Source organism: Ruminococcus sp. (assembly GCF_017650195.1).
Lineage (GTDB): Bacteria > Bacillota > Clostridia > Oscillospirales > Ruminococcaceae > Ruminococcus.
In genome coordinates this window covers 1-13,833 of sequence record NZ_JAGCFH010000154.1, presented here as the reverse complement: position 1 = coordinate 13,833, position 13,833 = coordinate 1, and the positions used below count along the sequence as shown (strand labels likewise).

At 45.7% G+C, this 13,833-nt stretch carries 15 protein-coding genes; 5 read left to right on the top strand and 10 right to left on the bottom strand.

Translation table 11 applies throughout. The features are described 5' to 3' along the window. Positions 1-225: 225 nt before the first annotated feature. Positions 226-1,230, bottom strand: coding sequence for a tRNA dihydrouridine synthase DusB (gene dusB, locus J6U00_RS06965; RefSeq protein ID WP_296580482.1), 1,005 nt, complete (start codon positions 1,228-1,230; stop codon positions 226-228). Then, positions 1,223-1,714: a GtrA family protein gene (locus J6U00_RS06960; RefSeq protein ID WP_296580480.1), complete on the bottom strand. Its 492-nt coding sequence runs from the start codon at positions 1,712-1,714 to the stop codon at positions 1,223-1,225. The genes dusB and J6U00_RS06960 overlap by 8 nt, the downstream gene beginning before the upstream one ends. Before the next feature lie 414 nt (positions 1,715-2,128). On the opposite strand from J6U00_RS06960, the gene J6U00_RS06955 reads away from it, so the two are divergent. Next, a complete protein-coding gene (locus J6U00_RS06955) occupies positions 2,129-2,590 on the top strand; it encodes a DUF2975 domain-containing protein (RefSeq protein ID WP_296580479.1) in 462 nt (153 codons plus the stop codon). A gap of 12 nt (positions 2,591-2,602) precedes the next feature. Further along, positions 2,603-2,809 carry a helix-turn-helix transcriptional regulator gene (locus J6U00_RS06950; RefSeq protein ID WP_296580478.1) on the top strand — a complete coding sequence of 69 codons (207 nt, stop codon included), beginning with the start codon at positions 2,603-2,605 and terminating at the stop codon, positions 2,807-2,809. Between the two features lie 34 nt (positions 2,810-2,843). Here J6U00_RS06950 and J6U00_RS06945 read toward each other — a convergent pair whose 3' ends face one another. Together J6U00_RS06945 and J6U00_RS06940 are read right to left on the bottom strand one after the other, a co-directional pair. Beyond that, positions 2,844-3,494 (bottom strand): DUF3592 domain-containing protein, encoded by a 651-nt coding sequence (locus J6U00_RS06945; protein ID WP_296580476.1) that lies wholly within the window; start codon positions 3,492-3,494, stop codon positions 2,844-2,846. A gap of 78 nt (positions 3,495-3,572) precedes the next feature. Beyond that, complete coding sequence (locus J6U00_RS06940) at positions 3,573-5,390, bottom strand: phosphoenolpyruvate carboxykinase (GTP) (protein ID WP_296580475.1); 1,818 nt, start codon at positions 5,388-5,390, stop codon at positions 3,573-3,575. Between the two features lie 337 nt (positions 5,391-5,727). Between J6U00_RS06940 and J6U00_RS06935 the strand changes: the two genes are divergently transcribed. Then, the gene (locus J6U00_RS06935; RefSeq protein WP_296580474.1) at positions 5,728-5,916 is read left to right on the top strand and encodes a DUF6472 family protein; all 189 of its coding nucleotides are present in this window, start codon (positions 5,728-5,730) and stop codon (positions 5,914-5,916) included. Here J6U00_RS06935 and J6U00_RS06930 read toward each other — a convergent pair. Continuing rightward, the gene (locus J6U00_RS06930; RefSeq protein ID WP_296580473.1) at positions 5,913-6,446 is read right to left on the bottom strand and encodes a hypothetical protein; all 534 of its coding nucleotides are present in this window, start codon (positions 6,444-6,446) and stop codon (positions 5,913-5,915) included. The two genes, J6U00_RS06935 and J6U00_RS06930, sit on opposite strands and share 4 nt — an antisense overlap. A 124-nt stretch (positions 6,447-6,570) precedes the next feature. On the opposite strand from J6U00_RS06930, the gene J6U00_RS06925 reads away from it, so the two are divergent. Next, positions 6,571-7,734 carry a CPBP family intramembrane glutamic endopeptidase gene (locus J6U00_RS06925; RefSeq protein ID WP_296580472.1) on the top strand — a complete coding sequence of 388 codons (1,164 nt, stop codon included), beginning with the start codon at positions 6,571-6,573 and terminating at the stop codon, positions 7,732-7,734. A gap of 8 nt (positions 7,735-7,742) precedes the next feature. Continuing rightward, positions 7,743-8,198: a nucleoside deaminase gene (locus tag J6U00_RS06920; protein WP_296580470.1), complete on the top strand. Its 456-nt coding sequence runs from the start codon at positions 7,743-7,745 to the stop codon at positions 8,196-8,198. Positions 8,199-8,203: 5 nt separating this feature from the next. On the opposite strand, the gene J6U00_RS06915 is transcribed toward J6U00_RS06920, so the two are convergent. From J6U00_RS06915 to J6U00_RS06895, 5 genes are all read right to left on the bottom strand, one after another. Further along, positions 8,204-9,193 (bottom strand): hypothetical protein, encoded by a 990-nt coding sequence (locus tag J6U00_RS06915; protein WP_296580468.1) that lies wholly within the window; start codon positions 9,191-9,193, stop codon positions 8,204-8,206. Continuing rightward, on the bottom strand, positions 9,186-10,628 hold the full coding sequence (locus J6U00_RS06910; protein WP_296580466.1) for a spore germination protein: 1,443 nt from the start codon (positions 10,626-10,628) through the stop codon (positions 9,186-9,188). The genes J6U00_RS06915 and J6U00_RS06910 overlap by 8 nt, the downstream gene beginning before the upstream one ends. A gap of 80 nt (positions 10,629-10,708) precedes the next feature. Continuing rightward, the gene (tsaD, locus tag J6U00_RS06905; RefSeq protein WP_296580464.1) at positions 10,709-11,728 is read right to left on the bottom strand and encodes a tRNA (adenosine(37)-N6)-threonylcarbamoyltransferase complex transferase subunit TsaD; all 1,020 of its coding nucleotides are present in this window, start codon (positions 11,726-11,728) and stop codon (positions 10,709-10,711) included. Positions 11,729-11,815: 87 nt separating this feature from the next. Next, complete coding sequence (gene rimI / locus J6U00_RS06900; RefSeq protein ID WP_296580463.1) at positions 11,816-12,292, bottom strand: ribosomal protein S18-alanine N-acetyltransferase; 477 nt, start codon at positions 12,290-12,292, stop codon at positions 11,816-11,818. Between the two features lie 129 nt (positions 12,293-12,421). Further along, positions 12,422-13,833, bottom strand: a 1,412-nt coding sequence (locus J6U00_RS06895) for a DNA polymerase (RefSeq protein WP_296580461.1), incomplete at its 5' end; no start/stop codon positions are given.

The window sequence follows — 13,833 nt, the reverse complement described above, 5'->3', positions numbered from 1 at the left end:
TATTTTTCGATTTGGCAATTACAAATTGTATCAAACTTAAATGAGTTTACAAGGTGTTTTATTCTGCAAAAGATTAAATCTTTGCCAGAATCCTCTATTTTACGGCACATTTCAGCTTTCATTTTTATTATAGCCTAAAATTTGGTTATTCATACGAAATTTTTGTTCGCAATTTGTGCATCTCGACAAAAGTTACTATTTTTCTCCATAATGTATATGATTTTTCTACGCATTGTTTAGTCCTCTGCTTTTCTGGAGCTCTATAAATTCTGCTGCCAGAGCTTCAGCTTCATTGTATGACGAAAGCTGATAGCAACGTCCTCTGAACTTCGCAGAGCCGTAGTATCCGTTCATATACCATGCTGCGTGCTTACGCGCCTCATGCATCGCAAGCTCCTCGCACTTTTCGCTGAGTTCAAGAATAAGTCTTATATGCTCGAGCATTACGCGCATTTTCTTCTCAAGAGAGGGCGGCTCGTAAGTCTCGCCGCGGAGATTTGCTGCTATTTCACGAAAAATAAAGGGATTGCCGTAGCTCCCCCGTCCTATCATAACAAGATCGCAGCCTGTCCGCTCATACATTTCCGAACAGGAACGGTAGTCTGTTATATCGCCGTTTCCGATGACAGGGATCTTTACCGCTTCCTTTACGGCTTTTACGACGTTCATATCCGATTCGCCGCTGTAAAACATATCCCTTGTGCGCCCATGTACAGCTATAGCCGAAGCTCCTGCTGCTTCGAGAGCCTTAGCCATTTCTGGAGCGTTGACAGTATCTGCGCTCCAGCCGCTGCGTATCTTCACAGTAACAGGTATATCACCAGCCGCCTTCACCGCCGCTTCAGTAACGGCAGCTGCAAGCCCAATATTCTTCATAAGCGCGGAACCGGCTCCTGTACCGACTACCTTAGGCACAGGACACCCCATATTGATATCTATTATATCAGGGCGGTAGCCAAGAACTATCCCTACAGCTTCCGCCATAAAATCAGGTTCACTGCCGAAGAGTTGAACCGCCATTGGACGCTCCTCGTCTGTGACCGTACACAACTCTGCCGTCTTACGGTCGCTGTAACATATACCCTTTGCGGAAACCATTTCGCTCACAACATATGCGGCTCCGTACTTCTTGCACATAAGCCTGTATGCGCGGCCGGCAACTCCCGCCATTGGTGCAAGGGCAGCTGTCCGTTCTATGGAAACATTTCCTATTTTTAAAGTATCAGTCATTGTTTTGCTCCGCAGAAGCTTTTTCCTTGTTTTTGAATACAAAGACCTTGCTGAGTACATAGTTTGCAACGAAAATAAAGACCTGGCTAGCAAAAGTGATAAATGTCTTGTTTACGCCAAGCCAATCGCAGAATATGAGAAATATAGCTTCTTCCATACCGAGAGTTGCAAGTCTTGCACCATAAAACGAAGTGAAAACTTTCCAGAACTCCTTCGCGCCCTTGGTCTCGTTCCTGAAAACATACTTTTTATTCGTGAAGAAAGCGAATGTCACCGCGCATATCCACGAAAATACCACACCTGCTGTGCTTTCCCACTTTGGTTCGCCGGGGACGAGCCAAAAAAGCAGTAGTTTGGTTACCATAGAGATTACGGTAGTAAGTCCTCCAAAAACGAGGTAAAGCCATTTTTCTTCATATTTATAGTATATTTTTTGCAGTCGATCCGGAAGTATCGAAACGCACCACTTGATGAACTTCTCCATTTTATCTTTCCTTTCAAAACACAATGCTTTATAATAATAGCAGTTTACGGAAGGAAATGCAAGTCCTTTTCTGTGATTTCCTGTTATTTGTCCAAATTTTCGTGAAATTTGTCTTAATCACCTCCTGCCTCATATAATAAACGAACTTGCGCTGATAACTCAGACAATCCACATCATATAATGCTCAGTAAGGTATTTAATCGCGTTTACATTACGACTTTGTCAAGTAATACTATTGTTAAAATTGTACATCAGCAGATCAATTTCGTTTTATGACTTGTGCATCTCCAACATATTTAAAGCAACACTTTAAAAAGTTATTGACACACTTTAATTTTAATGTTATAATGCAATCATCAGCTGATAAAAACTTTAAAAACTTAAAGTGGCACTTTAAAAAAAGGAGATGTGGTCATGAATAAAATGATATCTGAAAAACTGAAAAAACGAACCTTTGCTGACACTGTGCTGAGCTGTATCCTCTGCTTTGTCGCTCTCGGAGCTGCTGTATGGCAGTTTATATGCTTTGCAGGCAATACGAAAACGAAGGAGTACCTGACCAATAGTCTATGCTCTCTTGTGATATTTGTCGAACTGGGACTTCTCGCACTGATACTACTTGAAATTCGCAAGACAGGAAAGCCCTTTTCAAAGAAGATAATAACAAAGCTCCGCATTATGGCAGTTATTCTGTTTGCAGGCGGTCTTATACCATCCTGTTCGACTATACCTTTAGACGGCAGCCAATTCGCGATGTCCTTATCTTTTGATATGCAGAATATCCTTTTGATCGCATTAGGCGTCATAATCGGCATAATATCCGAGGTTTTCGTATATGGTCTTGGCCTTCAGGAAGACAACGACCTGATAGCGTAAAGGCGGTGTGTCATGGCAATAATAATCAGACTTGACAAGATGATGGCTGACCGCAAGATGTCGCTGAACGAACTTGCCGAACGGGTGGGTATGACCAACGTCAACCTTTCCAACCTGAAAACCGGCAAAATGAAAGGCATACGCTTCGAGACCATGAACGCTATATGCGAGGCTCTCGAATGTCAGCCCGGTGACCTTTTTGAACATACCAACGACTGAAAAAGCTCCCCTTCCGGGGAGCAATTTCATGCTCTTATTGTTTTATCAGCATTTCGATTATATCCCATATCAAATCAAATCCGGTTTTGCCTATAATTAATATAAATGTTACAAGTTCTTTCCTTGCTGATATGCCGTTTTCCCGCTTCTTTTTATATTCCTTTGTTCGAGGATAAACGATGAGTCCTGCTATAGCAAACAAAAAGAAAAATATGTGCACAACAAAATTGAACCGTTCTTTCTGCGCACTTGAAAAATCAAGTGTTAACGGCATGGTTAATATAAAAACAATCAAAAATGCCGTAAAGAGAATTACTGAACTGATCATATAATTCCGCCAAACAAGTTGCGGCTGTTTATCGTCTTTGATATATGAATGACGCGGGTCGTTTTTATCATACATAACAGTCACCGACTGTCCTTCTTGATAGCTTCCACATTCTTCGTTTGTTTGCATCGAAGTTTTATACTGTCTGCCGTTAACAGAGTAAGCAACTTTCAGAGTGCAGGCAGTCTTATTATCTCCGCTATCAGGATCTTTATAATCCCGTTTCACGACCTTTACTATCTCCCCATCTGTCTCAGATGTAAGTGACGATAAATCCTTTTTCCGCTTATACCACAGTATCATATACGCCATAAAAAGTGCAAGAACTATAGTAATACACAAGTATAAAATGAACATATAATTCCCCTGTTTGATACTACAAAAGGCTGCCGCAAAACGACAGCCTTTATATTTACAAGTTCCTTGTATCAAAGATTACTTGTTGAGATTTGCTTCAATCATGTCAAGCTCATCATAAAGTGCCTGTGGGATATTACCGCCCTTAGCCTTGATGTCCTCGTCATAATATCTTCTCATCTCAGCAATCTCCTTCTTCCACTCGTCCTTATTAACTGTGAGAAGCTGCTGGAGTGCAGAAGGTGTTACCTCGTCCTCGATGCCCTGGAGGTTGATATCCTCAGGCTTGGGGAGATATCCGATAGGAGTCTCAACAGCGTCAACTTCGCCGTCAACTCTCTTGATGATCCAGTCAAGAACTCTCATGTTCTCGCCGTAGCCGGGCCAGAGGAAGTTACCCTGGTCATCAGTTCTGAACCAGTTTACATTGAATATCTTGGGAGCCTTGCTACCAAGTCTTGCACCCATTTCGAGCCAGTGTGCCCAGTAGTCACCTACATTGTAGCCAATGAAGGGCTTCATCGCCATAGGATCATGACGAAGTACACCTACAGCGCCTGTTGCAGCAGCTGTTGTCTCAGAAGATACAGCTGATCCGATATATGTACCATGTGTCCAGTCAAATGACTGATATACGAGAGGAGCTGTTGATGCACGTCTGCCGCCGAATATAATAGCAGATACAGGAACACCCTCAGGATTGTTGAACTCAGGAGAGATGCATGGGCAATTCTGAGCAGGAGCTGTGAATCTTGAATTGGGGTGAGCAAGCTTCTTGCCCTCAGCTGTCCAAGCCTCACCGTCGCACTTGATACCTGTCCACTCTGTAGCATCCTTAGGCGGATTCTCATTGAGCTTCTCCCACCATACAGTGTTGTCGCTGTTGTCAAGAGCAACGTTTGTGAAGATGGCACCGTTCTTTGTACAAGCAAGAGCATTGTAATTTGACTTTGCGTTTGTACCGGGAGCAACGCCGAAGAAGCCATTCTCAGGATTGATAGCATAAAGTCTGCCATCCTTGCCGGGCTTCATCCAAGCGATATCGTCACCGACTGTGAATACCTCATAGCCGTCCTTCTTATATCCCTCTGGCGGAATAAGCATTGCAAGGTTTGTCTTACCGCAGGCTGACGGGAAAGCAGCCGTGATATATTTAACCTCTCCGTTGGGCTTCTTAAGGCCAAGGATAAGCATGTGTTCAGCCATCCAAGCCTCGTTTTTGCCCTGGAATGAAGCAATACGAAGTGCGAAGCACTTCTTGCCAAGGAGAACGTTTCCACCGTAGGCAGAGTTGATAGACCAGATAGTATTCTCCTCAGGGAACTGAACGATGTATCTCTTCTCGGGATCAACGTCAGCCTTTGAGTGGAGACCTCTTACGAAATCATCGGAGGTATCACCGAGGTTCTCGAAAGCCTGCTTGCCCATACGTGTCATGATGTTCATATTAAGGACAACGTAGATAGAATCAGTTACCTCAACGCCTACCTTAGCAAGAGGAGAACCGATAGGACCCATTGAGTAAGGGATAACATACATTGTTCTTCCCTTCATAACTCCCTTATACATAGGTGTGAGGAGAGCCTTCATCTCGTCAGGAGCCATCCAGTTGTTTGTAGGACCTGCGCCCTTCTTTTCCTTTGAGCAGATAAATGTTCTGTCCTCAACACGGGCAACATCGTTAGCACGTGTTCTGTGATACAGACAATTCGGATACTTCTCGGGATTGAGCTTATACATTTTGTCCCAGCTATCATCGGGAAGTGAAGTAACTTCCTCGATAAGTGAGTCGATCTGCTCTTTTGAGCCGTCGATCCATACTACCTTATCAGGCTGGCAGAGAGCTATCATCTCGTCAACCCACTTTAATACGTTGGGATTTTTTGTCAATGACATTTTATAATACCTCCTAAAAAGATTATCTGATAATTATGCGAAAATATCGCAAAAAACAGAGCGTCAGGCAAAAGCCAAACGTTCCTCTAATACTATTATATCTATTTTTTGTCAATGTGTCAATAGTCCTTTACGGTATTTTTTAGGAATAGCAATATTACCTAAAGTTATTGCATTTATTGCTCTATACGCTTAAAAATGTACAAAAAGGAGCTGTAAACCGTTGTTATGATATATAAAAAAGCGCACGTTGTTATATTTTTGTCAATAGTCCCTTGCGATTGATATTTTTCATAAAATGTGATATAATAAATCATAATTTATGGAAGGAGACAATATGGAAAAGAAAAAAGCTACCAACTGCGAGACCTGCACGAACTACGTCTATGACGACGAATACGACTGCTACACCTGTATGATCAATCTTGACGAGGATGAGATGTACCGTTTCTTACAGGGCACGAACTACTCCTGCCCCTACTATCGCCTCGACGACGAATACGGCGTTGTACGACACCAGAATTAAGTTATGATATGTCTGCCGGCAGTACCGTCGGGATAAAGCTCTGCCGCTTCAGCAGAGCCATATCCGCACAGCTCACCTAGGATCGTGATTATATCACATTCCGGTGCTATCCCCTGCTTTACTGCCTGCTCCGTTATGCCTATCAGCTTCTCCGCACCAACACTTTCAAGAAGCTCCCTACCGTCTCTGCTGTATACCACTCTACATGAGGGTGATACTTTCCAGCTGTTCAGCATTTCCGTCAGCGGCTCCCTGCAGTCTACTCCATCAACTATAATCAGCTCGGTATATCCGGTAAATATTTCCTTACCGTTTTTAAGTCCGGCACTGTTTCTTGCTGAGGTCAAGCTCTCACCATCCGTGGTGACCGTCTGGTCTTCTGCATAAAACGCGAAGGTAAGCTCTTTTCCGGATTCCCTGTTAATCGCAAGAGCCCGTAAGTAACTACGCTCCTGTATCCTTCCTGCCGAACAGCCAGTCAGCAGTGCTGAAAAAAGCGATAAAGCTGCAAGTATCATTGTTTTTTTCATGCGTCCTCCAAGTTTAATCAATTATCAGATTAACTATTTATTCATATAAATACACTAAAAAATCTACATTGTTTCCCCTGAAATATGCTATTATATAAATTGAGAAATTGTAGGAGGTGAGTCAATGAAATTCTCAGACACCTCAGATGATGCTGTAATAGATGTTGTTGAACAGTTCGACTATTCTACCCAGAATGAAGCATATAATGAAACCTTTATAACATGGCGGAGAAAAATAGATAACCCCTACGCCTTTAACTTCATACGCAACCGCAAGGAAAGCATTTTCGTTGAAGGAAAAGGCTTTGAAAATAAATCGTTCCCTGTCGCCGAGCAGGAGAGTATCGGAAAGATAATGAACACTGCCGGCATAGCAATGTTTTTATGGATAGTTATCGACAACCTGCTCAGCCGCGTGGCTGTTGCTGTTTTTGATTTCATCGGCTTCGATATCCATACTTCCTTCGTCAGTACTGCAATATCAGGTGGCAGCACCGAAATAGTAACGGCGCTTATCCTTGTTTCGCTCTTCAAGCTTTGGGTGCCTGCCTTCTATCTGCGGCTCAAGCTGAAAATGCCCAAGCGCTTGGAGCTCATGACTACCCTTAATCATGCCTCCGAAATGTTCGGAGCCATATTCATGGGCCTTGCTGTAAGCGCAATAACCAGTCTCCCTAATATCTACACCAACAGGACTAGGGATATCTTCAATTATTTCCGTGATATAAACGCGGACGCCTCTGTATGGGATCAGGAGCAGTTCGTTATATATACCATATTTGACATAATCATATTGTCCATACTTTCAGAGCTGTTTTTCAGAGGAGCCATATTCGGAGCTCTCAGGCAGTTCGGCGACATATTTGCGATTATAGTCACATCAGTAATGTCAGGTATTCTCGTTCAGGACTTCCGCGAAATGCCGGCTGCACTCCTTATATCAGCCGTGGCTTCTTTAGGTATGCTGAGGAGCGGCTCGATATTCACGGCAATATTCGTGCAGGCTATATTCAAGATGTACCGCCTTGCGCTCGTCCTTATCGAGGCTGATACCACAGACTCCCTGCACCTTATGCGAAACGGTTTCATACTCATAGTATTCATGATAGGTGCGGCAGGAGCTGTGCTTCTGTATCTTGCAAGAAGATCAAGCAATGTTCACAGGATAGCTGTATTCAGCTCTGAACTGTCCCTGAAGGAGCGTCTCATAACAGCCTTCAGAACATTCCCAGTATCAGCTGATATATGCTTCTGTATACTTGCAGCAGCAATAAAAATCATTTTTTAGGAGTTTCAATGGAAAAATATATGCGGCGTGCTCTTGAGCTTGCACAGGAAGCTTTTTGCGAGGGTGAGGTACCAGTTGGAGCCGTTGTTGTAAAGAAGACTACCGGCGAGATAGTCGGCGAAGGCAGGAATATGCGTGAGGGAGCAAAAAATGCTCTTGCCCATGCAGAGCTAATAGCTATCGATAACGCCTGCCGCAAGCTCGGCGGCTGGAGGCTCCCTGAATGTGCCATATATGTCACCCTTGAACCTTGTCCTATGTGCTGCGGAGCTATAATCAATTCCCGTATCGACAACGTTATCTTCGGAGCCTACGACCTAAAAAGCGGCTCGGCCGTATCAGTCCAGAAAATGTTCGAGCTTCCCTACAATTACCGCCCCGAGGTTACTGGAGGAGTAATGGAAAAGGAATGTGCAGATATACTGTCTGAGTTTTTCAGGCAGCTGCGGCAGAAAATTAAATAAAGACATCATTTATCCGCTGACTTATGCAGCGGATATTTTGTTGCCCTCATAGCAGTATATACCATTATACCAGCCGATGCCACTCCTCGGAGCAATATCAGCTCACGCCCTGATATGAGCAGAGCCGTGCCTATCATCAGCACCATTACAGTGCTGCTTCTCCAGCGGCAGAATCTCGGAAAGAGCTCCTTCAACAGATAAGTAGCCGTCATTGCCTGTAATGTCACTGCAAAGACAGCAAACACTGAAAATACCACAAGAAAAAGGGAGTCTATGCGCTGTGCATCAAATGGCTGAGAGAGCTGTGCAGCCATTATTACAGGAAATCCAGTAATACTCATGATACCGCCTGCCACAGGAAGTACAGTCAGAAGCACAAGAGCAGTGAGAACAGCCTTTGCCCCAAAATATACCGCTGCCGCACTGCTACGGTAGCCATTCACTTTTTCATTGAGCACGAAAAAGCTTCCTATACCTCCATTAAAAGCAAAACCTCTGACAAACTCGTAAACAAAGCTCCTGTCCTCGGGACGGCTAACGTTTTCCCAGTCTGCAGAAAATACCGCGCTTCCAAAGTCGATTACTATACATATTGCCCCTGCCGCAGCAGCTATCACCGCAGCCCTCGACACAGCCCTTATCCCTGTTGAGGAACCGTAAATGCACACAATAGCTATGAGACCTGCCGTGAGCAGTCTCCCCCACACTCCGAGCTCCTCCTCATAAGGGATATATATAGCGTTCCTTGTCCGCCACAGTGACGAAAACAGAGTACCACCGCAGAACACTGTATACACAAGGAACAATACTCTCTGCGCCCTTGAAGTGATACTGCCGTGAGCAGTGAATACAAGAGACATGAGGAAACCTAAAGAAGTTGCCGAGAGCATACCGTGGAGAGTGACAAGAGATATGCTTCCACTTATACAGAAAAGGCAGAATGTGTCGGTTATAAGGAGGAGAGCCGCAAGCTGATACTTTGATATGCTATTCATGATATTCCTCCACTGTAAAGCCCCGGCTCTGCATTTTCCTCATACCACTTCGCACAGCCGTATCCCCCATTCCGGACGCTCTGAACGGGGACAGCGGCACAGTATAGGGGAAACCGTAGCCCTCGGTAGCGCATATATTCATCAGCACCGTGCAGGCAAGCAGGCTAATTCCAAAAAGTCCGAGAACGCCGCCTGCTATGATAAAAGCGAAGCGCAGCACTGTTATTTGTTGATTTAGATCTGGTACTACCAGTCCGCCAAGCACTGCAAGAGCCGTCATGGTTAGAAGAGGCGTGCTGACAAGTCCGGAATTCACAGCCGCATCGCCTATGATAAGTCCGCTTATTATACTTACCGCTCCCCCTACTGGCTTCGGCAGACGCACTCCAGCCTCACGTATGATCTCATACATCAGCAGCACGAAGACTGCCTCAGAAACTATGGACAGCGGAGCTTTTTTCTCGGCTTCCACAAGGAGCATGAAAAGTGTACTGTTGAGCAGTTCCGGATGGTACATGACTATCGCAACATAGAAAGAAGGCAGAAGCACAGCCGCAAGGAAGGCAAGATATTTCAGCCAGCGTATGAAGGTGCTGTAATAGGGCTTAAAGGCATAATCGTCAAGAGTCTGAAAACTCTCGCAGAAAAGCCGGGGTACCACTACCGCATAAGGTACTCCGTCAACGAATATTGCCGCTCTGCCCTCAATCAGTTTCGAGCAGAGCACATCAGGCCGCTCAGTAGTGCCGGTAGAATCGAAGAGCTCAAAGCTGTCATTCTCGACAAAAGGGCGGATATATCCCGTTGTAAGCACCGCTTCCATCTCCATGCCTTCAAGGGAGCTTTTTATCTTACACACGAGCGCCTCTGGGACGCGGTCCTTCATATAGCATAGGCACATATCCGTATGGCTTCTGCTTCCCTTTGTGAAAAGTTCCATGACCAGCTCCGGACTTTTCAATCTTCTACGTATCTGTGACATATTCACACGTATTGTTTCCGTAAAACCCTCATGAGCCCCCATGATATTGCCCTCTCCGGAGGGCTCCTGCACACCTCTTGAAGCATAACCCTGAACCCCGAATGCAAGACCGCTTTCCATGCCCTCTGCCAGTAGCACGACAAAGCCTGAGTTCATAAGCCTGAACAGTGTATCGTAGTCATTAACCTCTGGACGGTCTGTGGATAAAAGCAGCTCCTCAGATATATAATGAAATAGCTCTTCGGGGCTGTTCTTTTTTTCTATACCCGTTATTGGTTCAAATATTAGCTCAGTTATGACCGACGCTGATGCCATACCCTCGCAGCAGAGCAGGGCGCAGTGTATACCGCCCGTCACAAAGCGGTTTATCAACACATCAGAGGAGTCCCCGGAGATACGACGTATCTCGGCTATACTGCCATCAAGGGATGACAGCAGTCCCCTTTCTTTCATACTTTTCACCTCAGTGCTATTATGTCCGGAAATAAACGCACATATACAAAAAAGCCGCACTATTAAGTGCAGCTTTCATCTTACTTTTTACTGAGGTCGTCCATAGACAGAGTTGCCACAGCGTTAAGGCTCTCGTCGGCAGTAATACCAGCAAGGAGGTTGTAGCTTCCCTGACAGGCTATCATAGCGCCGTTGTCGCCGCAGAGCTTTTTCTCGGGCATATAAAACTCAAAATCACGCTTTGCACAGGCTCCCGACAGTGCAGCACGCACTCCCGTATTGGCGGAAACGCCACCTGCAAGAGCCACCTTTCTATAGCCGAGAGCTTCGGCAGCTCGAATAGTCTTGTCTGTGAGTATCTCAGCGATAGTCGCCTGAAGACTTGCCGCAAGATCGTTCCTGTTTATGTCTTTCCCCTTCTGCTCCGCGTTGTGGAGAAGGTTTATAACATTGGTCTTAAGTCCGGAGAAGCTGAAATCAAACTCGCTTCCAGAAACAGCCGGGTGAGGCAGCCTGAATGCGTTCCTGTCGCCCGTCTGAGCGGCATTGTCAATATGTACTCCGCCGGGATACGGAAACCCCATAGCCCTTGCGCATTTGTCAAAACACTCTCCTGCCGCGTCATCGTGAGTTCTTCCTACTACATGGAAATCAGTATAGCTGAGAACCTCTATTATATGACTGTGACCTCCACTTGCCACAAGACAGAGATAAGGCGGTTCAAGGTTGGGAAAGGTCAGGTAGTTCGTTGCAATATGACCTGCTATGTGATGTACAGGTATGAGCGGCTTCCCCGATGACATGGCCAGAGCCTTGGCAAAGCTCACTCCCACAAGGAGAGCTCCGATAAGTCCGGGTGCGTAAGTAACAGCTATGCCGTCGAGGTCTGAGAGCTTCACCTGGGCCTCGTCAAGAGCCTGACTTACAACCCCGAGGATATTCTCACAGTGCCTCCGTGAAGCTATCTCCGGCACTACTCCGCCGTACTTTCTATGCTCTTCTATCTGTGTAGATACGACTGAGGAGAGTATAGTCCGGCAGTCCTTTACAACGCTTGCGGCGGTCTCGTCGCAGGAGCTTTCTATTCCGAGTATAAGCATACTTTATCTTCTTTCATTTATTAGTACGGCATTTGCCGTTTATATATGTTTTTGAGAGTGACAGTACGTCGCCCCTACAATTACGCATTATGCATTAACGGGCGCACACTGTGCACCTCTACGATTAAGCACCATTACATTAGCGTCCTCAACAGGTTCACGGTAAAACCTTTTCCGCACTCCTGCCATTTCAAATCCAAAGCATTCGTACAAAGCAATAGCAGGGGTGTTTGACTGCCTTACTTCAAGGGCTATAGTTTCCACCCCGTCCGGTACGGCATCAAGGAAGGCTTCCATAAGTATTTTCGCCGCACCCTGTCTGCGGTACTTAGGAGCAGTCGCTACGGTGAGTATCTCTCCCGTATCTGCGGCTGTAAAGCCAGCTATAAGACCTGCCAGCTCCTCGCCGCAGTATGCCGCAAGAACTATGCCGCCGTCTTTTTCAGCTTCCGAGCGGAAGTCCTCTGCAGACCAGCCGTCCACTCCGATACAAAGCTTGTCAAGATTGGAAAGATCCTCGTAGCTTAATTGAGAATTGAGAATTGAGAATTGAGAATTATTCATCGGTTCTCACCTTATCAATGTATATTATTATTTGCTAGCGCATAATATGCGCCCCTACATGTTTTTATATTATTGCACAAGCCATACATTGGCAACGTTTCGTCGCCCATACTATTCACTAATTACACATTAGCCCTTAGCGTCATACCACGAATGCCCTGTATGAACATCAACTGCAAGGGGAACCTTCATATCATAAACGCCCTGCATTTCCTCCTTAAGAAGCTCCGCGCACCTGTCCGCACAAGCTGTATCCGACTCAATTATAAGCTCGTCGTGAACCTGCAATATCAGCTTAGCATTGAGCTTTTCCACTTTGAGACGGTTGTAAACGTTTATCATTGCTATCTTGATAAGGTCTGCTGCCGTTCCCTGCACGGGAGTATTCATTGCAATACGCTTTCCGGCCGCCTGCAACACCTTGTTTGACGAGGAAAGCTCTGGTATACGGCGCTTTCTGCCGAACATAGTGGTAACATAGCCGTCCCTGAAGGCGCTGTCCACCGTATTCTCCATAAACTCGTTTACCTTTGGATACTTTGCAAGATAGTCTGCAATGTACTTCTTTGCCTTGGCAACGGAAGTACCGATGTCCTTTGCAAGAGAGAAGGCACCTATGCCGTAAATTATACCAAAGTTTACAGCCTTTGCGGCACTTCTCATCTCGGGAGTGACCATGAACAGAGGCATATCGAATACCTGAGCCGCAGTCGAGGTGTGTATATCCTCACCGGAGGTAAATGCTTCAGTCATATTCTCGTCGCCGCAGAGATGAGCCATAACTCTCAGCTCTATCTGGCTGTAATCTGCGTCAATAAGCACCTTTCCCTCGCCAGCGGTGAAAAACTTTCTCATTTGTGCGCCTAGCTCGGTGCGGACAGGAATATTCTGCATATTCGGCTCCGTAGAGCTAATACGTCCTGTTCTTGTCTCGGTCTGTCTGAACCATGTATGGATACGTCCGTCGGGAGCTATCTTGTCAAGAAGCCCCACAACATAGGTGGAATTCAGCTTTGTATACTGCCTGTATTTCAGCACGTTGTCAACTATCGGAGCATAGTTTCTCAGCTCTTCCAGCACCTCTGCATTTGTGGAATATCCGCTCTTTGTCTTCTTCTTTGCAGGCAGTCCCATTTCCTCAAAGAGGACCGTTCCCAGCTGCTTCGGCGAAGATATATTGAACTCATGACCTGCCTCGTCGTATATCATCTGCTGAGTTTCCTCTGTCATTTCTGAAAGTGACACGCCGAAGTCCTCAACACCCTTCTTGTCTATAAGAACGCCTGCGTCCTCCATTGAGGCAAGCACCTCAGTACGAGGCAGCTCAACCTTTTCAAGGAGTTCTGTCATGCCCTCGGACTCTATCTCGGTACGAAGCTTTGCAATAAGTCCTCGGAGCGAAAGGAGCTCCGCAAGGTCACCGTTTTCGCTGTAGAAGTGAACGCCGTACTCGGCGCATAGCTTGTCCACAGCATAGTCAGAAGCTGATGTGTTCAGCAGATATCCGCAGATAGTAACGTCGTTTTTAAGGTTTTTAAGCT